Consider the following 17810-nt stretch of genomic DNA (forward strand, 5'->3'; position numbering starts at 1 on the left):
CCCTTGTCGCGCCAGCCCAGCGAGTCCGCCGTGTCCCATTTCGCCACCCCTTCGCCTGCCGACTACCCCGGCAACCTCTATGTCGTCGCCGCTCCGTCCGGCGCCGGCAAGTCCAGCCTCGTCAAGGCCCTGCTGGAGATCGATACCCGCCTGATGGTGTCGATCTCGCACACCACCCGTGCGCCACGCGGGCAGGAGGAGCATGGCCGCGAATACTGGTTCGTCTCGAAAGCGGAGTTCGACGCCATGATCGCGCGCGGCGACTTCTTCGAGTGGGCCGAGGTCCACGGCAACCGCTATGGCACCTCGCGCGACGCGATCGAGCAGCGCCTGCACGATGGCCAGGATGTCGTGCTGGAGATCGACTTCCAGGGCGCGCTGCAGATCAAGGAACTGTTCCCGAGTGCGGTGCTGATCTTCATCCTGCCGCCTTCGTGGGAGGAACTGCAGCGGCGCCTGTTCCGCCGCGGCGAAGACACCCCCGAGGTCATCGCGCAGCGCATGGTCAACGCCCGCCACGAGGTGGCGCAAGCCCGGCACTTCGATTACATCGTGGTCAATGCCCTGTTCGAGACCGCCTTGTTCGACCTGAAAACCATCGTCCACGCGCAGCGGTTAAAATATTCGACCCAGCGTCTCAGCCGCCCGGCTGTGTTCGACGCCCTTCAACTGTCTTGACCGACTCCTCACCCGCGGAAGCACGATCCCACCATGGCCCGTATCACTGTCGAAGACTGTCTGCTGAAGATCCCCAACCGCTTCCAATTGGTGCTCGCCGCCACCTACCGTGCCCGCATGCTGAGCCAGGGCCATGCGCCCAAGGTCGAGACGAAAAACAAGCCCGGCGTGACCGCGCTGCGCGAAATCGCTGCCGGCCAGGTCGGCATCGAGATGCTGCGCAAGGTCCCGACCTGAGTCGCATCTGACCCGCACTTGTCGGGCATCGGCCACACGGTGCCCGGTCTGCTGCGGGACACGCTAGAGTCGATCCATGGTGTCCCGCACAGCCGATGTCCTGCGCCGCATGTTCTTCTCGTCCTGGCGACGAGGAGGCAAACCCGAGTCCACCGAGTCCGAACCGTTTCCGGACACGCAGCCCAGTGACCCGGGCGAAGACCGCAGCGCGGACACCGCGGTCAAAAGCAAGCTCCGTACCCGTGTAGGGAAACCGCCGCGGCCGGTGATCGAGCAGGTGCCCGGTGCGCACGGCGCGAGTGCCGCCTCCTTCGCGGTGCTCATGGCGAAGCTCGACTACCTCGACGAGGCCGACATCCGCCGCGTGCGCGAGGCCTACCGCTTCGCCGACCAGGCCCACCTCGGCCAGTTCCGCGCCAGCGGCGAGCCCTACATCACCCACCCCATCGCGGTGGCCGGTCTGTGCGCCGACTGGAAGCTTGATGCCCAGGCGATCATGGCCGCGCTGATGCACGACGCGATGGAAGACTGCGGCGTGACCAAGTCCGAACTGGTCGAGCGCTTCGGCACCCCGACCGCGGAAATCGTCGACGGCCTGACCAAGCTCGACAAGCTGCAGTTCTCGACCCGCGAGGAGTCGCAGGCCGAGTCCTTCCGCAAGATGCTGCTGGCGATGGCGCGCGACGTGCGCGTCATCCTGATCAAGCTCGCCGACCGCATGCACAACATGCGCACGATGGGGGCGATGGCGCAGAACAAGCGCGGCCGCATCGCCCGCGAGACGCTGGAGATCTACGCCCCGATCGCGCACCGGCTCGGGCTGAACCAGTGCTACCGCGAATTGCAGGAGCTGTCGTTCAGCTTCCTGCAGCCCTGGCGCCATGCGGCGCTGTCGCGGGCCGTGGACAAGGCCCGCGGCCACCGCCGCGACATGGTCGAGCGGGTACGGGAAGAAGTCGAGATCTCGCTGACGCAGGCCGAGGTGCCTGCGCAGGTCTACGGCCGCGAGAAGACCGTGCATTCGATCTACACCAAGATGCGCGAGAAGCACCTCAGCTTCGCGCAGGTGAGCGACATCTTCGGTTTCCGGCTGGTCGTGGCGACGCTGCCGGAGTGTTACCTGGCGCTGGGCGTGCTGCACCAGCTCTACAAGCCCGTGCCCGGCCGCTTCAAGGACTACATCGCCATCCCCAAGGCCAATGGCTACCAGTCGCTGCACACCACGGTGGTGAGCCCGGTCGGCACGGCGGTGGAGTTCCAGATCCGCACCGCCGCGATGCACGCGGTGGCCGAGGCCGGCATTGCCGCGCACTGGATGTACAAGACCGGCGGCGGCGGCGAGTCGCCCGACACCAAGCACCTCGGCACGATGTGGCTGCAGTCGCTGGTGGACATCCAGAGCGAGACACGCGATTCGGCCGAGTTCCTGGAACACGTCAAGATCGACCTGTTCCCGGAGTCCATCTACCTCTTCACGCCCAAGAGCAAGATCCTGGCGCTGCCGCGCGGGGCCACGCCGGTGGACTTCGCCTATGCGATCCACTCGCGGGTGGGTGACCACTGCGTCGCGGCCCGGGTCAATGGCGAGCCGGTGGCATTGCGCACCGAGCTGAATTCGGGCGATGTGGTAGAGATCATCACCGCCCCGTCGGCGCGCCCCAATCCGGCCTGGCTCAACTTCGTGCGCACCGGCAAGGCGCGCTCCAAGATCCGCCACTACCTGAAGAACATGGAGGCCGAGGAGTCCTACGATCTCGGCCTCAAGCTGCTGGCACAGGCCCTGCGCACCGAAGGGCTGCAGTTGCCGGGCGTCGACGACAGCGGCCTCAGCGAGGCGGATGCGGCGCTGTGGCAGTCGCTGGTGCGCTGGAGCGGCAACCGCAACCGGCGCGAGCTGCTCACCGACATCGGCCTGGGCCGCAAGATCGCCGTCATCGTGGCCAAGCGCATGGCGCGCAAGATGGTCGAGCAGGGCCGCCGCCCCGACGCGCTGACGCTCAGCATGGGCCGCTACGCCACCGACCAGGAGGCTCCGACCCAGGGCGCCGTGGTCATCGACGGCAGCGAGAACGCCACGATCCAGCTCGCCACCTGCTGCCAGCCGATCCCGGGCGACGAGATCGTCGGCTACCTCGGCCGCGGCGAAGGGCTGACGGTGCACACCAGCGACTGCTCGGTGGGCAAGCGCCACTTCGAGCGCGACCCCGAGCGCTGGCTGGGTGTCGAGTGGGCCGAGCAGCCGGCGCGGACCTTCCGCACCGCGGTGGCCGTGCTGGTGCACAACGGCAAGGGCGTGCTGGCCGAAGTGGCGCAGGCCGTGAGCCATGCCGAGGCCGACATCGCCCACATCGACATGGACCCGACCCGCGCGGACGAGACCTCCGAGCTGAAGCTCACCCTCGCGGTGCGCGACCGGCAGCACCTGGCGGACGTGCTGCGCGTGGTGCGGCGCTGCCCGTCGGTGGTGCGGGTGTCCCGCGTCAAGCCCTGAGGTTCCGGGCCGGGCTCAGGCGGCGTCCGGCGCCGGGTACCGCACGGCAATCACCTCCAGCCGCTGCAGCCCGCCCGGGGTCATCAGCTGCACCTCGTCCCCCTCGCGCGCCTTGATCAGCGCACGGGCAATCGGCGCCACCCAGCTCACCTCGCCGTTCAGGCTGTCGGTCTCGTCGATGCCCTTGATGGTGATGGTGTGCTCGATGCCGCTGTTGTCGGCATAGGTGACCGTGGCGCCGAAGAAGATCTGGTCCTTGCCATGGTGCGCCGATGGATCGGCCACTTCGGCGATGTCGAGTCGCTTCGTCAGGTAGCGGATGCGGCGGTCGATCTCGCGCAGGCGTTTCTTGCCGTACAGGTAGTCGCCGTTCTCCGAGCGGTCGCCATTCTTGGCCGCCCAGGACACGATTTCCACGATCCGGGGCCGCTCCTCGTCCAGCAGTTGCATCAGCTCGGCCCGCAGCGCGTGCCAGCCTTGCGGGGTCATGTAGTTTCGTGTACCGGCAGGCAGTGGCGGCAAGCCGTTTGCGGTGTCGTCGTCGTCATCCGGTGACGGTTCAGGCTGAAAAGCTTTGCGCATGATCAAAATTGCGGGATCATCGGTACTGTTTGGTCCCGCGGTTGCGGGGTTTGTGGTGGAAGACCATCACACTGGATGTGCGGAATTCGTAATTGGGTAGCGAAATACGTCACACTTTGAAACATCCGGTCCTACAGCAGGGGAAGTGGCATGCCGATGACCTTGGCACGTCACAGAAGAAATAAGCGCTGGAGACCTTCGAATCCGTTCAACATGCTGTTGGCGGGTTCGACCGATAGGTGTTTTTGAGGACCCCCCTGCCATGTCTCGTCCCCATTTTGCTCAAGATCCGATGGATCCATTGTTGACCACCCGCGAGGCTGCCCAGCGATTGGGCGTGTCGCTGCGAACGGTCCAGCTCTGGGTCGAAGCAGGAACCCTGCCTGCCGGGCGCACACCCGGCGGTCATCGCCGCATTCGCCTGTCGGCGGTGGAGGCACTGGCGCATCGCAGTGGCCTGCGTCCTGCGGCCCCGACCTCGCTGTCGATGGCCGCGGCCGGCACGGCCCCGCTCGACCTGCTGCTGGTCGCGTCCAGCGTCGACCAGCTCCACCTGTGGCAGGAAGTGCTGCAGCCGCTGGGCTCGGCGATTTCCATCCGGGGCGCCAACAACGGCTACACCGGCCTGCTGCAGCTCGGTCGCAAGTCGCCCGATCTGCTCGTCACCGACCTGGCCATGCCCGACATCGACGGCTACGCCATGCTGCTGACGCTGTCGAGCCTGAGCGACTACAGCCAGTTGCGCGTGCTGGCGATCACGACCCAGACGCCGCACCAGATCGCCGAGCGCGGTGGACTGCCGGAGCGGGTGCGCGTCGTGCACCAGCCGGCACCGGCCATCGCCGTGCGGGCCTGGGTCGAGTCCGAAATGACCCGCATGGGGCGCAGCCCCCACGTGGATTCCGTCAGCTGAAAGTCGGGCCCATGCCCCGCCGCATTCTTGTCGTCGATGACCAGCCGGATCTGCGCAAGCTCATCCGGATGACCCTGGAGCTCGGTGATTTCGAGGTGCACGAGGCCGTCGATGGTGCGAGCGCGCTCGAACTGGCGGCCTCCTTGCGACCGGCGCTGGTGCTGCTGGATGTGGTGATGCCGGGTGGCCTTGATGGCTACCAGGTGTGTGACCGCCTCAAGCAGGACCCGGCGCTGGCCGGCACGCTGGTCGTGATGCTCACGGCCCGCGGGCAGGCGGGGGACATCGGCGCAGGCCGGACCGCGGGGGCAGACGGGTATCTGGTCAAGCCGTTCAGCCCGTTCGAGCTGATCGAGCGTGTCGAGTCGATGCTGGATGCGGCGTGACCGCAGGCTGACCCGCCAACGGGTGGACAAGCTTCTTTACAGGCGCATCATGCGTGCCTGACGAAGCTGTTGCAGCATACGGGCCCGACCCGCTGAATCCCTGCCGCCATGAATGCCCGCATCCTGCTCATCGACGACGACACCCGCCTGACCGGCATGGTGCGTGATTACCTGCAGGCGGCAGGGCTGACGGTCAGCGTGGCCGGTGACCTGGCCCAGGGGCGGCTCAAGCTGCAGCACGAGCCCTGCGACGTGCTGGTGCTCGACCTGATGCTGCCCGACGGCGACGGTCTGGACCTCACGCGCGAGCTGCGCAGCGACCAGCGTCTGCGCAGCCTGCCGCTGCTGATGCTCACTGCCCGCGGCGAGCCGATGGACCGCATCATCGGTCTGGAACTCGGCGCCGACGACTACTTGCCCAAGCCCTTCGAGCCGCGTGAGCTGCTGGCGCGCATCAAGGCGCTGCTGCGCCGCGCGTCCCCGACGGGGGACGAGGCGCTGCTGCGCTTCGGCCGCCTGGAGGTGGATGTGAACGCGCGGCAGATCCGCATCGAGGGCCGCGAGTGCGACCTGACGAGCTACCAGTTCGACATCCTGCACGTCATGGCGCAGAGTCCCGGCCGCGTGCTCTCGCGGGACCAGATCATGGACGCCCTGCGCGGCCATCCGATCGACGCGTTCGACCGCAGCATCGATGTGCACATCTCGCGCATCCGGGCAGCGATCGAGGACGACCCCAAGAATCCGCGGCGCATCCTGACGGTGCGTGGTTCGGGATACGTCTTCGCGCGCAAGCAGGACGCGGACGCCACCTGACATGCGCTGGCGCGGCGTGGGGGTGCGCAGCCTCTATCTGAGCATCTACCTCACCGTCGTGGCCACGCTGCTGGTGTTCGCGCTGGTGGCCATGGTGCTGGTGAGCCGCCACACGGGGGCCGAGCGTGGCCGGGCCGAGGTGGCCATGTCGGATCGGACGCTGGCCCTGGTGCAGTTGCTGCAGAACAGCCTGCCACCCGGCACCGCGCCTGCCATGGCGCAGCGGGAGGCGCTGCTCGACTGGTCCCACCGTCTGCGCGTTCCCATGGCGCTGGATGCGCCGGATGGCGCGCGCATCGGCGTGTCGCCGTTCTACGACCGCAAGGTCGGACCCGATCGGGCCGAGGAGACGCAGGCGGCCTCGCGGGCCGTGCTGGCCGACGGGCGCGTGCTGTGGGTGCTGCGTCCGCGCGGCGGACATGGCGACGACCACCCACCGGACGCCAGGCCCAACCGGGATCGGCGCGGGCCGCCGAACGGGCCGCCGGACGGACTGCTCTGGGGGGGGCAGCTGCGCCGCCTCACCTCGGGCTGGATGGACGAGGCTTCGGTGCTGCTGCTGCTGCTGGGCGGCCTGTTCGCGGCCGTGACGCTCGGCGCCTATCCCGTGGTGCGCCGGCTGACGCGGCGTCTGGAAGCCCTGGAGCGTGGTGTCGAGCAGTTCGGCGCCGGTGACCTCGGGCACCGGGTCGATGCGGCGGGACAGGATGAAGTGGCGGCCGTGGCGGTCAGCTTCAACCGGGCCGCGCAGCGCATCGAGGACCTGGTGCGCGCCAACCGCGCCTTGCTGGCCAACGCGAGCCACGAACTGCGCTCGCCCCTGGCGCGGCTGAAGATGGCGCTGGCGATGATGGAGGGCGCATCGGCCGAGCAGCGCGAGGCCCTGCGCCACGAGATCGACTGCGACATCCGCGAACTCGACGGGTTGGTCGAGGAGGTGCTGCTGGCCAGCCGGCTGGATGCGCAGGGTGACTTGCGCGTCGAGTCGGTGGACCTGCTGGGGCTGCTGGCCGAGGAGGCCGCGCGTGTCTGTGCCGCTGCGGACGGCGAGCCGGTGCTGGTCCATGCGGAAGAGCGCCTGCTGCGCCGCGCACTGCGCAACCTGCTGGAGAACGCCCGGCGCTATGGCGGGGACGAGGTCGAGGCGCAGGTCCGGGTCATCGGCGCGGACGAGGTGGAAGTGCAGGTCTGTGACCGCGGACCCGGCGTGCCGGAGGCCTTCCGCGAGCAGGTGTTCGAGCCGTTCTTCCGGCTGCCGGGGCATGCCGAGCGGGCGGGTGGCGTCGGGCTCGGCCTGTCGCTGGTGCGCCAGATCGCCCAGCGGCATGGCGGCAGCGTGCGTTGCATCGCCCGCGAGGGCGGCGGCAGCTGCTTCGCGATCAAGCTGCCCCGCGGAACGGGGCCGGCGCCGGTGGCACCTGCGGGCGCACCCGGTCCGCATAGCGGTTGAAACGCCAGGCGGTGCCTTCCCGGGTGATGCGGTGCCAGGTCTGGCGCTTGGCGGCGGGGCTCATCGCCGGCCAGTGCTGCACCTCGTCGAAGGTGCGGCCGCAGCCCTTGCAGACCGCGTCGCCCTGGGTGGTCGAGCAGATGGCGATGCAGGGCGCGTCCGGCGTGGTGTCGTACCAGGCCAGCCAGGCCTGCCGGGCCGCCTCGGGCAGGCCGAGTTCATCGCAGAGCGTTTCCCGGTAGTACACCAGCAGGGCATAGACCTCCGCGAGCGCCCGCAGCGGCGCGCACAGCGTCACGCCGTCCGGGGAGGGTTGTCGCTGGCGCCACCAGTTGATGGCCGCCTCGATGTCGGTGATGTGGATGCCTGCCATGGAGGCGCGAGCATAGCGCCGCAGGCTTCAGTTCGTCGCCAGGGGGCGATGGAACTCGAAGCGGCCCTTGCCCTGCTGCTTGGCCTGGTACATCGCGGTGTCGGCGGCCCGGACCAGGTCCAGCGTGCTCATCGCGTCGCGCGGGTAGATGGCGATGCCGATGCTCACGCCCACGCTCAGGCGCCGCCCATCCACATCGAAGGGCTCGGAGATCGCGGTCAGGATCTGCTGTGCCAGCGCTTCGAGCGCGGGTTCTCCGTCCTCGGATCGGATCAGCACCAGGAACTCGTCGCCGCCGAAGCGGCACAGCGGATCGTGCGGCGACACGGTGCAGCGCAGGCGTTCGGCCACCTGGCGCAGCAGCTGGTCGCCGGCGTCGTGGCCGTGCCGGTCGTTGATCTCCTTGAAACCGTCCAGATCGAGGAAGAGCAGGGCGAGCTGTTCTCCGGAATCGTGCACCCGGCTGCGCGCCGAGCCGAGCAGGTCGAAGAAGCGCGCGCGGTTGCACAGACCGGTCAGCGGATCCTGGAAGGCCAGGGCGCGCACCTGCTCCTCGGCCCGCATGCGCTCGGTGATGTCGAGCAGGGTGCCGCTGACGCGCAGGGCCCCCGGCCGGTCGGCATCGGGACACGAGACGATGCGGTACTGCAGCCGCAGCTCGCCGCACAGGCTGACCTCCTGGCGCGTCGCACGGCGCAGGCTGTCGTGCAGCACGCCCCGGTCGGCACTGTCCATGCTGGCCAGCCACAGCACCAGCGGCAGCTCCCGGGTATTGGCCGGCAACTGCATCAGGCTGGCCAGCGTCGACGAGATGAGCAGCGTCTCGTCGCCAGGCCGCCAGGTCCAGCTGCCGAGTCCGGCGATGCGCTCGGCTTCGGCGAGGGCCGACTGGCTGCGCTGCAGCTCGTCGGTGGACATGCGTTCGGCACGGGTCACGAGGTAGACGAGCTGCTCGTACTCCTCGTAGGTCGTTCCGGCCAGTGCGAGCAGGGCGGACCACTGCTCGGCGCCGGGCGGGCCGGCGAGCGGGTCGATGTGCAGTCGCCGGAGCTGGCGCGCCAGCATGGGGTGGAGGAGGGGCGTGGGGCGGCGGTCCATGGTCATGGCTCCTGGGGTTCTTCCCAGAGCGCCGCCAGCGTGAGGGTCATGTTGTGCATGTCGCAGCGCTGGCCGGCGCCAGCCGAAATCTCGCCGAACGAGTAGAAGCCCGCCAGTGCCGAGCCCGGCCGCAGCAGGGTGGCGACGGGTTCGAGCTCGTCCTCCGTCTGCTCGCCGAGCACGTGCCGCCGGCCGACGCAGCTCACCACCAGCGCCAGCACGGGCCCGTCGACGGGCAGGGCGTCGGCCAGGTCCCGGGCCGCGTGGAAGGCGCCTTCCAGCAACTCGCTGCGCCCGGCCCGCGAGAGCTGGACCAGGCTGCCGGCCGGGATGTCGCCGGCGACGTCGATGGTCTGGCGGTCCGTGTCGATGCCCAGGACGTAGCGGATCACGCCCTGCAGGTCCGTCGCCTGGCGGAACACCGTCAGCGGGAAATGCGAGGCCGCCTCGGGCAGGCCGCTGGCATAGCGGCCCAGGTACTGGCGGTAGAGCTGGAGGGCGGGGTAGCCGTCGATCTCCTCGACCGTGTTGCCCTGGGCCCGGGTGACCAGGCGGCGCTGGCCGAAGCCGATGCTGCCACCGTGGCAGCTGCGGGCCATGCGCAGCTGCGCGCCGTACAGGCCGATGACGCAGGCGCTGCCTTGGGGCGGGCCATCGTGGCGCATCGACCAGGTGCGTGCCTGCCGGGTGCCGGCCGCACCCATGCCGCCGGCGATCGGCAGGCTGTCGGGCAGGAGCGCGTTCAGGCCGCGCACCAGATCGGGGCCGTTGACTTCGATGCCGTCGGCCAGCACCAGCACGCCGCTCAGTCCCGGCGTGTCGAGGAGCGCCTGTGCGAGCTGCCGTCCGGCGGACTCCGCCGTCATGACGGGACCCAGTTCGACGTGAAAGCGCCGCAGCGCCGTGTGGTCGAACCGGACGATGCAGACCACCAGTGCCTCGTCGGCAGTCTGGCGGGCGTGGGCGATGGTGTGGGTGGCTGCGCTGGCGAAGACGCTGCGCGGCAGGGCCCGGGCCAGGGTGCTCAGCGGGCTGCCCTCGGCCAGGGTGGCCAGGCTGTCGGCAGCGCCGAACACCAGGACGAGCGTGTTCGGGCTGTCCAGCTGGGTGTCAGGCGGTGTCGCCCAGCCGGAGCCCGGCAGGTACACGAGAGTTGCGAGTTCCATGCGGTAGACACATCAGCGCAGCCAGGATCGGCTTACCGGTGTATCGACCGCTGGCCGCAGGGCTTGAGCGGCCCTGCGGCGGTGCGGGACAGGCTCAGCGGCTGAGCAGTCCGCCCAGGATCTGCGGCAGCATGCTGCCCAGGTCGGTGCCTTGCTGCGGCAGCTGGCCATTCGGCGTCAGGCCGTCGATCAGTTGCGGCAGGATCTGCGAGAGCTGGCCCGCGGCGGCGCCCTGGTCCATGCCGGCGCTGCGTGCCAGCTGGCCGATGACGTCCGAGCCCAGCACGTTGGTGAGCTGGTCGGCGGAGATCGGCATGTTCTGGCCGGTGGAGACCCACGACGATGCCACGTCGCCCAGTCCGCCGCGCTGGAACTGTTCCAGCAGGCCACCCAAGCCACCAGCGGCGGCACCGCCACCCTGGTTGTTGCCGCCCATCAGCATGCCGATGACGGCCTGGATCAGCGCCGCCTGTCCACCACCACCCTGACCGCCGCCGAGTGCCTGGCTGACGACCGAACCCAGCATTGAATCGAGCAATCCCATCGTGTTCTCCTGAAAGTGTCTGTGAGTCGAGCGCCGGTGCTTGTGCGTTCCATCACGGTCCGCCTGCGCCGGCGGCCGTACTGTGACTGGTTTTGGTTGCGCTGTCATGCGCTGCGGCCAGCCGCTACACTCCCGCACCCATGAAACGCATCGTGATCCTGATTTCCGGCCGTGGCTCCAACATGGAAGCCATCCACCGCGCCTGCGCCGAAGAGGGCTGGCCCGCTGCGGTCGTGGCCGTCATCAGCAACCGGCCGACGGCGGGCGGTCTCGCCTGGGCGGCCGAACGTGGCATCGCCACCGCCTCCATCGACCACCGTGCCCACGCCGACCGCGCCGCCTTCGACGCGGCACTGGCCGCCGAGATCGACGCCCACCAGCCCGATCTGGTCGTGCTGGCCGGGTTCATGCGCATCCTGACCCCCGGCTTCGTGGCCCGCTACGCCGGTCGCCTGCTCAACATCCACCCGTCGCTGCTGCCGTCGTTCGGCGGGCTGCACACGCACGAACGCGCGCTGCAGACCGGCTGCAAGGTGGCGGGCGCGACGGTGCATTTCGTGACCGCCGAACTCGACCACGGCCCGATCGTGCTGCAAGCCGTGGTGCCGGTACTGGCCGGGGACACGGCCGAGACGCTGTCGGCGCGGGTGCTGGTCTGCGAGCACCAGATCTATCCGCGCGCCGTGCGCTGGTTTGTCGAAGACCAGCTGCTGCTGGGCGATGACGGCGTCGTGCGCCACACTCTGAACGCGCCGCAATGGCTGTTCCACACACTCTGAGCCTCCGAGGACTTCCCCATGACCCCCAAAGCCCTCTTCACGCTGTGCGACGAGCTGTTGCATGAAGTCCTGCGCTTCACCAGCCCGACCGATGCCGTGGTGTCGGCCTTCTTCCGCCGCAACCGGATGCTGGGCATGCGCGAGCGCCACGCGCTGGCCGAGACCGTCTACGCCGTGCTGCGCGAGCGGCTGCGCCTGCAGTACCTGGCCAAGTCCGGCACCGGCGCGCTGGAACGCCGGCTGAGCATCCTGGCCTGGCAGGGCACCGAAGCCTATCTGCGCGCCGCGACGACCGAGGCCGAGCAGAAATGGGCCGCCACCGCCAAGCTGCTGAGCCTGAAGAGCCAGTCCGAGAGCCTGCGCCACAACCTGCCCGACTGGCTGGCCGAGGCGCTGAAGAAGGAAATGGGCAACGACTTCTGGCCGCTGATCGAGAGCCTGTCCAAGTCGGCCGGGCTGGACCTGCGCGTCAACACGCTGCTCGTCAAGCGGGAAGCCGCCCAGGCCACGCTGGCCGAGGAGGGCATCCTGACCGAGCCGACGCCGTACTCGCCGACGGGCCTGCGCGCCCGCGGCAAGCCCACGCTCAACCTGACCGAGTGCTTCAAGCGCGGCGAGGTCGAGGTGCAGGACGAGGGCAGCCAGCTGCTGGCGCTGCTGACCGAGGCCAAGCGCGGCGAGATGGTGGTGGACTTCTGCGCCGGCGCCGGCGGCAAGACGCTGGCGCTGGGCGCGATGATGCGCAACACCGGCCGCCTGTACGCCTTCGACGTCTCGGCGCACCGCCTGGCCGCGCTCAAGCCGCGCCTGGCGCGCAGCGGGCTGTCGAACGTCTACCCGGCCGGCATCTCCCACGAGCGCGACGAGCGCATCAAGCGCCTGTCGGGCAAGATCGACCGCGTGCTGGTCGATGCGCCGTGTTCGGGTCTGGGCACGCTGCGCCGCAATCCGGACCTCAAGTGGCGCCAGACGCCCGAGGGCGTGGCCGAGCTGACGGTCAAGCAGCGCGCCATCCTGGACAGCGCCGCGCGGCTGGTGAAGGCGGGCGGTCAGCTGGTCTATGCCACCTGCAGCCTGCTGGACGCCGAGAACGAGTCCATCGCCCAGGCCTTCAGCGAAGCACACCCGGAGTTCGAGCTGCTGAACGCCGCCGAAGTGCTGGCGCGCCAGAAGGTCGAGGACGCCGAGTCGCTCTGCCGCAACAACTACCTGCGCCTGTGGCCCCACCGGCACGGTACGGATGGGTTCTTCGCCGCCGTCTGGCGCCGCCGCGCCGCCTGAAGCGCATCTGAGGGGAGACGCGACTGACGCGTTCTTCCCTTGATCAGGCGCAATCGTCGGCGATCGGGCAGTTTGGGCGTGCATATCAGGCAATATCCCTGTTTCGTGCAAATCTTTGGAACGTCTAGAATGTTGCACCCCGCCAGTGGTCCGGACACAACATGATTCCGTAGCGCAGGCGACCCTCCCGCCTGCAGGCCACCTGCGCTTCTAGAAAGAATCCCGATGTCCGAACTCTCGACGATCTGGTCGGTCCTGGTGGACTGGCTGGCCCATGGTCTGCTGCGCGCCAGTCCCTGGCAGGTGCTGGTCACCACGCTGGTGATGACGCACATCACGATCGTCGCCATCACCGTCTTCCTGCACCGCAGCCAGGCCCACCGCTCGCTCGACCTGCACCCGATTCCGTCGCACTTCTTCCGCTTCTGGCTGTGGATGACGTCTGGCATGGTGACCAAGGAGTGGGTGGCGATCCACCGCAAGCACCACGCCAAGTGCGAGACCAAGGACGACCCGCACAGCCCGGTCGCCCATGGCATCAAGACCGTGCTGCTGCGCGGCAGCGAGCTGTACCGCGCCGAGGCCAAGGTCCAGGAAACGCTGAAGAAGTTCGGCCACAACACCCCGGACGACTGGCTGGAGCGCCATGTCTACACCGGCCGCTCCAAGCTGGGCGTGTCGCTGATGCTCGTCATCAACGTGCTGCTGTTCGGCGCGCTGGGCCTGACCGTGTGGGCGGTGCAGATGCTGTGGAGTCCGATCCACGCGGCCGGCATCATCAATGGCCTGGGCCACTGGTGGGGTTACCGCAACTTCGAGGCGGCGGACGCGTCCACCAACATCTCGCCCTGGGGCATCTGGATTGGTGGCGAAGAGCTGCACAACAACCACCACACCTTCCCGACCTCGGCCAAGCTGTCGGTCAAGCCCTTCGAGTTCGACATCGGCTGGGGCTACATCCGCGTGCTGGAGATGATGGGACTGGCGAAGGTGCGCAAGACCGCGCCGCAGCTCAAGCTTGGCGCCGTGCGTCCTGTCGCCGACAGCCAGACGCTCGAAGCGCTGATCGCCAACCGCTACGAGGTCATGGCCCAGTACGCCACCAATCTGCGCAAGGCCTGCGCCGAGGAACTGGACCGCCTCAAGCAGCAAGGTGCACAGAACACCGAGCGCTGGAACGAGATGCGCCTGGCGCAGCGCTGGCTGCACCGCGACGATCAGAAAATCCCCGCCGACGTGAAGGCGCTCGTCGCCAAGGCCTGCGACCAGAGCCCGTCGCTGACCAAGCTGGTCACGATGCGCGAGGAACTGCGCCAGCTGTGGACCCGCACCAATGTGTCGGGCGAGCAGCTGGTGGTGGACCTGCAGGGCTGGTGCCAGCGCGCCGAGGGCAGCGGGATCGCCGCGCTGCAGGAGTTCGCGCGCACCCTGCGCTCCGCGCGCGCCTGAGTGCGCCACGCTGCGCTGCTGCGCAGCCCGTCCAGCAAGGGCCACCCGATGCCGGGTGGCCCTTGGCGTTTCAGGCGGCCAGCAATTCCATCAGTCGGCTGTTGCTGCCCGGCGGTGTCGGCACCGGGGTGGCCGCTGTGTGGGCCGATCCGCCTTCGACCGTGGTGAGCCACGCGGACTGGCGTTGTCGCACGATGCCGTGCAGCAGCAGGACCTCCTCGAACGCGGGTTGATCGAGCACCTCGAGGATGGTGGGGCGCAGCAGCAGACCGGACAGCGCGGCGGCCGAGTCATCCAGCAGCCAGGCGTGCCGGATCTTGTCGAGCGTCTCCGGATACGCCTCCAGCTCTGCGCCGGCCGCTGCAACCGGTCCCATGGCGGGGATCCGGACGTTGTAGAGCGCCTCCAGTTGTGCCGCGACGCGCTCGTGGTTCCAGGGTTGTGCCATCTGCCGGTACAGGTCCAGCAGGCGCAGCAGGATCCAGGGGCACTTGCCCGGCAGTTCCTGCAGCCTGCGCTCCAGGACCACGGCGACACCGATCGGGGATTCCTCGACGTGGGGTTCGAGTTCATCCAGCAGCTGGGTGCTGGCGTTGGTGGTGTCGAGGTTCGGGTGGCCGAAGTCGGCGTCCGGCCAGCGTCTGGTCGCGGGGAGGTGGCCGTTGTCCGACGTGGCGAGGTGGACTTGCGGGTCGGACTCCGAGGTGGCGTCGGGTGGTGGCGACCAGACGACCAGACCGGGATCCTGTCCGGTGGATGCCGGTACCGGTGCGGGTGCTCGTGCAGGTTCGGTCGGGGGCTGCGGAGCGGGTGGATCGGCATCCTCTTCCAGCCGAGACCGGAGGCGGTGGCGCTCGCGGCGGAGTCGGTGTGCAGCAGCCGGCCCGGTCGTCGCGCCCATGCGTGGCATCAGTCCCTCCCGGATGAGGCGAGCCACCAGCAGGCTCGCCGACAGGCCGATCACCGCAGCCATGACCAGTACGGCATCCCGCCAGGCCTCGCGCTCGCTGCGGTCGATCTTCGCGACGAGCGCGGCCAGGCTGGCGCGTGTCTGGCGCTGTTCTTCGCGCAGGTCCTGCCATGGCAGGACCGCGGCGGGGTTCTCCGGAAGTGGTGGTGCTGGTGCGGGGATGCTGGCCGACGTCAAGGCCATGGCCGTCACGACGGCGTTGACCAGGCGCTGGAGTTCGGCCTCGTCGACCGGGCGTCCGGGGGGAGGGCGTGCGACCGGGCCGGCGGAGACCGGGGGGACGGGTGCGGCTGGAGACGGTTTCCCCGTTCGTTTTCCAGGACTGGACGTGGGCGGTGTGGCTGTCAGCGCTGTGCGGCCCGGCACGCTGGCGGCCGCCGGTGGGTCGGCCAGCACGGTGAACTCCCGGGTGTAGTCGGCGCCGCAGAGCAGACTCAGTCGGCCCGAGAGCACCGTGTCGGTGACGCGTTGCGGACTGCTGATCTGCACGAGCACGCGTCCGTCGTCACCGGTGGGGATGGTGCGCACGCGCACGGGTGTGACCGTGTCGCCCGATTCACCCTGCTGGATCTGTACCTGCAGGCAGTCCGGGGTCAGGCGGCTCGCGGGCCAGTCGAAGCCGCGCACCTGGACGGACATCGACAATGGCTGGTCGACCACGGCCCGCGCCATCGAGGTGTCCACCGACTGGCTGCTTGCGTTGCCGGTGCAGGCAAGGAGCACCGTGGCGACGAGGCCTTGCTGCCATCCCGGCTGTTTCATGTCGCTCCCCCGCGTTGCCTGTCCTGATGGCCAATCTAGGCGGGTTGGGGTGTGCGGTCCATCACGCTGGAGAGGGCCACCTTTTGGGGGAGGCGGGGGGAGATGGCGGCCACGAAGGCATGAAAAAACCCGCCGCGGGCCGGGCCCGGGCGGGTTGTCTGGAACAAGTCCTGTTCAGCGTGTGCTGATCAGCGGAGCTTGATTTCCTTGTACAGCACGTGCTTGCGTGCCTTCGGATCGAACTTCATGAATTCGAGCTTTCCGGGCGTCGTCTTCTTGTTCTTGTCCGTGGTGTAGAAATGGCCGGTACCCGCAGTGGATTCCAGCTTGATCTTTTCGCGTCCGCCTTTGGCTGCCATGGTGTCAGTCTCCGATTACAGTTCGCCGCGGGCACGCAGGTCGGCGAGGACCACGTCAATACCCTTCTTGTCGATCAGTCGCAGCGCAGCGTTGGAGATGCGCAGGCGAATCCAGCGGTTTTCGCTCTCGACCCAGAAGCGGCGGTACTGCAGGTTGGGCAGCCAGCGGCGCTTGGTTTTGTTGTTTGCGTGGGAAACATTGTTCCCGGTCATCGGGCCTTTACCCGTGACTTGACAGACGCGTGCCATGACGCTTCTCCGATACGATGGTTACAGCAACCAGAGCAGACCCGCCTGAACATTGTCGGCACTTGTGGTGCCCGGTCTGATGATCACCCCTCCGACAAACCTGAACGGCCTGTCGGGTCTCTTGGCGGCAAAACGTCGATTATAGAACGGAAATCAGCGCCGCCGCCGATGGCTCGGTGTCAGGCGCCCGCAGGGGGATTCTGTTCGAGGTAACGCTGCGCGTCCAGCGCGGCCATGCAGCCCGTGCCGGCGCTGGTGATGGCCTGGCGATAGACATGGTCCTGCACGTCGCCCGCCGCGAAGATGCCGGGCACGCTGGTCATCGTGGCCAGGCCGTTGAGACCGGAGCGCGTGACGATGTAGCCGTCCTTCATCTCCAGCTGGCCCTTGAAGATGTCCGTGTTCGGCTGGTGGCCGATGGCGATGAAGCAGCCCTTCACGTCCAGATCCCGGGTGCTTTCGTCCACGGTGCTCTTGAGGCGCACGCCCGTGACACCGGTCTGGTCGCCCAGAACTTCGTCCAGAGTCTGAAACAGATGTAACTCCATTTTTCCGGCGGCGACTTTCTCCTCGAGCTTGTCGATCAGGATGGCCTCGGCGCGGAACTTGTCGCGGCGGTGGATCAGGTGGACCTTGCTGGCGATGTTCGACAGGTAGAGCGCTTCCTCGACGGCGGTGTTGCCGCCACCGACCACGCAGACCTCCTGGCCACGGTAGAAGAAGCCGTCGCAGGTGGCGCAGCCGCTGACGCCGCGGCCCATGAAGGCCTCTTCCGAGGGCAGGCCGATGTACTTGGCGCTGGCGCCGGTGGCAAGGATCAGCGCGTCACAGGTGTAAGTGCCGGAATCGCCAGTCAGCAGGAACGGCCGCTGCGAGAAATCCACCGCATGGATGTGGTCGTACACCATCGTGGTGTTGAAGCGTTCGGCGTGCTCCTGGAAGCGCTGCATCAGCTCCGGCCCCTGCACGCCCATCACGTCCGCCGGCCAGTTGTCGACTTCGGTGGTGGTCATGAGCTGTCCGCCCTGGGCCATTCCGGTGACCAGCGTCGGCTTCAGATTGGCGCGGGCGGCGTAGATGGCGGCGGTGTAGCCGGCCGGGCCGGAGCCGAGGATGAGGACTTGGGCGTGGGTGGAGGTGCTGCTCATGGGTGCGGTGTCGTTTTCCGTGGGCGCGCGCGGTTTCATTTCCGGGTCACCGCGCTGTTCAACGTGGGGACGCTTCGGT

19 protein-coding genes are annotated in these 17810 nt (G+C 68.4%); 10 read left to right on the top strand and 9 right to left on the bottom strand.

Going from position 1 to position 17810, the window contains the following annotated elements; translation table 11 throughout:
- The first annotated feature begins 30 nt into the window (after positions 1–30).
- The 3 genes from gmk to BDD16_RS12715 all read left to right on the top strand — a co-directional run bounded on the left by gmk (position 31) and on the right by BDD16_RS12715 (position 3406).
- The gene (gene gmk, locus BDD16_RS12705) at positions 31–678 is read left to right on the top strand and encodes a guanylate kinase (protein WP_179634290.1); all 648 of its coding nucleotides are present in this window, start codon (positions 31–33) and stop codon (positions 676–678) included.
- Positions 679–711: 33 nt separating this feature from the next.
- The gene (gene rpoZ, locus BDD16_RS12710) at positions 712–915 is read left to right on the top strand and encodes a DNA-directed RNA polymerase subunit omega (protein WP_179634291.1); all 204 of its coding nucleotides are present in this window, start codon (positions 712–714) and stop codon (positions 913–915) included.
- A 76-nt stretch (positions 916–991) separates the two neighbouring features.
- On the top strand, positions 992–3406 hold the full coding sequence (locus BDD16_RS12715; protein ID WP_246332536.1) for a RelA/SpoT family protein: 2415 nt from the start codon (positions 992–994) through the stop codon (positions 3404–3406).
- 15 nt (positions 3407–3421) lie between these two features.
- Here BDD16_RS12715 and greB read toward each other — a convergent pair whose 3' ends face one another.
- Positions 3422–3988, bottom strand: coding sequence for a transcription elongation factor GreB (gene greB, locus BDD16_RS12720; RefSeq protein ID WP_179634292.1), 567 nt, complete (start codon positions 3986–3988; stop codon positions 3422–3424).
- A 262-nt stretch (positions 3989–4250) separates the two neighbouring features.
- On the opposite strand from greB, the gene BDD16_RS12725 reads away from it, so the two are divergent.
- The 4 genes from BDD16_RS12725 (at position 4251) to BDD16_RS12740 (ending at position 7553) form a co-directional block, all read left to right on the top strand.
- Complete coding sequence (locus BDD16_RS12725; RefSeq protein ID WP_179634293.1) at positions 4251–4901, top strand: excisionase family DNA-binding protein; 651 nt, start codon at positions 4251–4253, stop codon at positions 4899–4901.
- 11 nt (positions 4902–4912) lie between these two features.
- Positions 4913–5287, top strand: coding sequence for a response regulator transcription factor (locus BDD16_RS12730; RefSeq protein ID WP_179634294.1), 375 nt, complete (start codon positions 4913–4915; stop codon positions 5285–5287).
- Positions 5288–5395: 108 nt separating this feature from the next.
- On the top strand, positions 5396–6103 hold the full coding sequence (locus BDD16_RS12735) for a response regulator (protein WP_179634295.1): 708 nt from the start codon (positions 5396–5398) through the stop codon (positions 6101–6103).
- Position 6104: 1 nt separating this feature from the next.
- The gene (locus BDD16_RS12740) at positions 6105–7553 is read left to right on the top strand and encodes a sensor histidine kinase (RefSeq protein WP_218897783.1); all 1449 of its coding nucleotides are present in this window, start codon (positions 6105–6107) and stop codon (positions 7551–7553) included.
- Here the strand turns inward: BDD16_RS12740 and BDD16_RS12745 are convergent.
- The 4 genes from BDD16_RS12745 to BDD16_RS12760 all read right to left on the bottom strand — a co-directional run bounded on the left by BDD16_RS12745 (position 7483) and on the right by BDD16_RS12760 (position 10734).
- Positions 7483–7926 carry a DUF3717 domain-containing protein gene (locus BDD16_RS12745; RefSeq protein WP_179634296.1) on the bottom strand — a complete coding sequence of 148 codons (444 nt, stop codon included), beginning with the start codon at positions 7924–7926 and terminating at the stop codon, positions 7483–7485. The two genes, BDD16_RS12740 and BDD16_RS12745, sit on opposite strands and share 71 nt — an antisense overlap.
- 27 nt (positions 7927–7953) lie before the next feature.
- Positions 7954–9024 (bottom strand): GGDEF domain-containing protein, encoded by a 1071-nt coding sequence (locus tag BDD16_RS12750; protein WP_179634297.1) that lies wholly within the window; start codon positions 9022–9024, stop codon positions 7954–7956.
- Positions 9025–9026: 2 nt separating this feature from the next.
- Positions 9027–10190, bottom strand: a complete 1164-nt coding sequence (locus tag BDD16_RS12755; protein ID WP_179634298.1) for an FIST signal transduction protein — start codon at positions 10188–10190, stop codon at positions 9027–9029.
- A gap of 94 nt (positions 10191–10284) precedes the next feature.
- Positions 10285–10734 carry a YidB family protein gene (locus BDD16_RS12760; RefSeq protein ID WP_179634299.1) on the bottom strand — a complete coding sequence of 150 codons (450 nt, stop codon included), beginning with the start codon at positions 10732–10734 and terminating at the stop codon, positions 10285–10287.
- A gap of 140 nt (positions 10735–10874) precedes the next feature.
- On the opposite strand from BDD16_RS12760, the gene purN reads away from it, so the two are divergent.
- The 3 genes from purN to BDD16_RS12775 all read left to right on the top strand — a co-directional run bounded on the left by purN (position 10875) and on the right by BDD16_RS12775 (position 14243).
- The gene (gene purN, locus BDD16_RS12765) at positions 10875–11513 is read left to right on the top strand and encodes a phosphoribosylglycinamide formyltransferase (protein WP_179634300.1); all 639 of its coding nucleotides are present in this window, start codon (positions 10875–10877) and stop codon (positions 11511–11513) included.
- 18 nt (positions 11514–11531) lie between these two features.
- Positions 11532–12794, top strand: a complete 1263-nt coding sequence (locus BDD16_RS12770; RefSeq protein WP_179634301.1) for an RsmB/NOP family class I SAM-dependent RNA methyltransferase — start codon at positions 11532–11534, stop codon at positions 12792–12794.
- A 225-nt stretch (positions 12795–13019) separates the two neighbouring features.
- Positions 13020–14243, top strand: coding sequence for a DesA family fatty acid desaturase (locus BDD16_RS12775; protein WP_179634302.1), 1224 nt, complete (start codon positions 13020–13022; stop codon positions 14241–14243).
- 70 nt (positions 14244–14313) lie between these two features.
- Here the strand turns inward: BDD16_RS12775 and BDD16_RS12780 are convergent, their stop codons facing one another.
- From BDD16_RS12780 to trxB, 4 genes are all read right to left on the bottom strand, one after another.
- A complete protein-coding gene (locus tag BDD16_RS12780; protein WP_179634303.1) occupies positions 14314–15975 on the bottom strand; it encodes a hypothetical protein in 1662 nt (553 codons plus the stop codon).
- A gap of 188 nt (positions 15976–16163) precedes the next feature.
- Positions 16164–16334 carry a 50S ribosomal protein L33 gene (gene rpmG / locus BDD16_RS12785; RefSeq protein ID WP_179634304.1) on the bottom strand — a complete coding sequence of 57 codons (171 nt, stop codon included), beginning with the start codon at positions 16332–16334 and terminating at the stop codon, positions 16164–16166.
- Between the two features lie 15 nt (positions 16335–16349).
- Positions 16350–16583, bottom strand: coding sequence for a 50S ribosomal protein L28 (gene rpmB, locus BDD16_RS12790; protein WP_179634305.1), 234 nt, complete (start codon positions 16581–16583; stop codon positions 16350–16352).
- 179 nt (positions 16584–16762) lie between these two features.
- Positions 16763–17731 carry a thioredoxin-disulfide reductase gene (gene trxB / locus BDD16_RS12795; RefSeq protein ID WP_179634306.1) on the bottom strand — a complete coding sequence of 323 codons (969 nt, stop codon included), beginning with the start codon at positions 17729–17731 and terminating at the stop codon, positions 16763–16765.
- Positions 17732–17810 lie beyond the last annotated feature (79 nt).

It is taken from the genome of Sphaerotilus montanus, from assembly GCF_013410775.1.
Classification (GTDB): Bacteria; Pseudomonadota; Gammaproteobacteria; order Burkholderiales; family Burkholderiaceae_C; genus Sphaerotilus; species Sphaerotilus montanus.

Excerpts from the sequence above, each read along its gene's own strand:
- rpoZ (WP_179634291.1), top strand. The coding sequence starts at position 712 with ATGGCCCGTATCACTGTCGAAGACTGTCTGCTGAAGATCCCCAACCGC.
- BDD16_RS12715 (WP_246332536.1), top strand. The coding sequence starts at position 992 with ATGGTGTCCCGCACAGCCGATGTCCTGCGCCGCATGTTCTTCTCGTCC.
- greB (WP_179634292.1), bottom strand. The coding sequence starts at position 3,988 with ATGCGCAAAGCTTTTCAGCCTGAACCGTCACCGGATGACGACGACGAC.
- BDD16_RS12725 (WP_179634293.1), top strand. The coding sequence starts at position 4,251 with ATGTCTCGTCCCCATTTTGCTCAAGATCCGATGGATCCATTGTTGACC.
- BDD16_RS12730 (WP_179634294.1), top strand. The coding sequence starts at position 4,913 with ATGCCCCGCCGCATTCTTGTCGTCGATGACCAGCCGGATCTGCGCAAG.
- BDD16_RS12735 (WP_179634295.1), top strand. The coding sequence starts at position 5,396 with ATGAATGCCCGCATCCTGCTCATCGACGACGACACCCGCCTGACCGGC.
- BDD16_RS12740 (WP_218897783.1), top strand. The coding sequence starts at position 6,105 with ATGCGCTGGCGCGGCGTGGGGGTGCGCAGCCTCTATCTGAGCATCTAC.
- BDD16_RS12745 (WP_179634296.1), bottom strand. The coding sequence starts at position 7,926 with ATGGCAGGCATCCACATCACCGACATCGAGGCGGCCATCAACTGGTGG.
- BDD16_RS12750 (WP_179634297.1), bottom strand. The coding sequence starts at position 9,024 with ATGGACCGCCGCCCCACGCCCCTCCTCCACCCCATGCTGGCGCGCCAG.
- BDD16_RS12755 (WP_179634298.1), bottom strand. The coding sequence starts at position 10,190 with ATGGAACTCGCAACTCTCGTGTACCTGCCGGGCTCCGGCTGGGCGACA.
- BDD16_RS12760 (WP_179634299.1), bottom strand. The coding sequence starts at position 10,734 with ATGGGATTGCTCGATTCAATGCTGGGTTCGGTCGTCAGCCAGGCACTC.
- purN (WP_179634300.1), top strand. The coding sequence starts at position 10,875 with ATGAAACGCATCGTGATCCTGATTTCCGGCCGTGGCTCCAACATGGAA.
- BDD16_RS12770 (WP_179634301.1), top strand. The coding sequence starts at position 11,532 with ATGACCCCCAAAGCCCTCTTCACGCTGTGCGACGAGCTGTTGCATGAA.
- BDD16_RS12775 (WP_179634302.1), top strand. The coding sequence starts at position 13,020 with ATGTCCGAACTCTCGACGATCTGGTCGGTCCTGGTGGACTGGCTGGCC.
- BDD16_RS12780 (WP_179634303.1), bottom strand. The coding sequence starts at position 15,975 with ATGAAACAGCCGGGATGGCAGCAAGGCCTCGTCGCCACGGTGCTCCTT.
- rpmG (WP_179634304.1), bottom strand. The coding sequence starts at position 16,334 with ATGGCAGCCAAAGGCGGACGCGAAAAGATCAAGCTGGAATCCACTGCG.
- rpmB (WP_179634305.1), bottom strand. The coding sequence starts at position 16,583 with ATGGCACGCGTCTGTCAAGTCACGGGTAAAGGCCCGATGACCGGGAAC.
- trxB (WP_179634306.1), bottom strand. The coding sequence starts at position 17,731 with ATGAGCAGCACCTCCACCCACGCCCAAGTCCTCATCCTCGGCTCCGGC.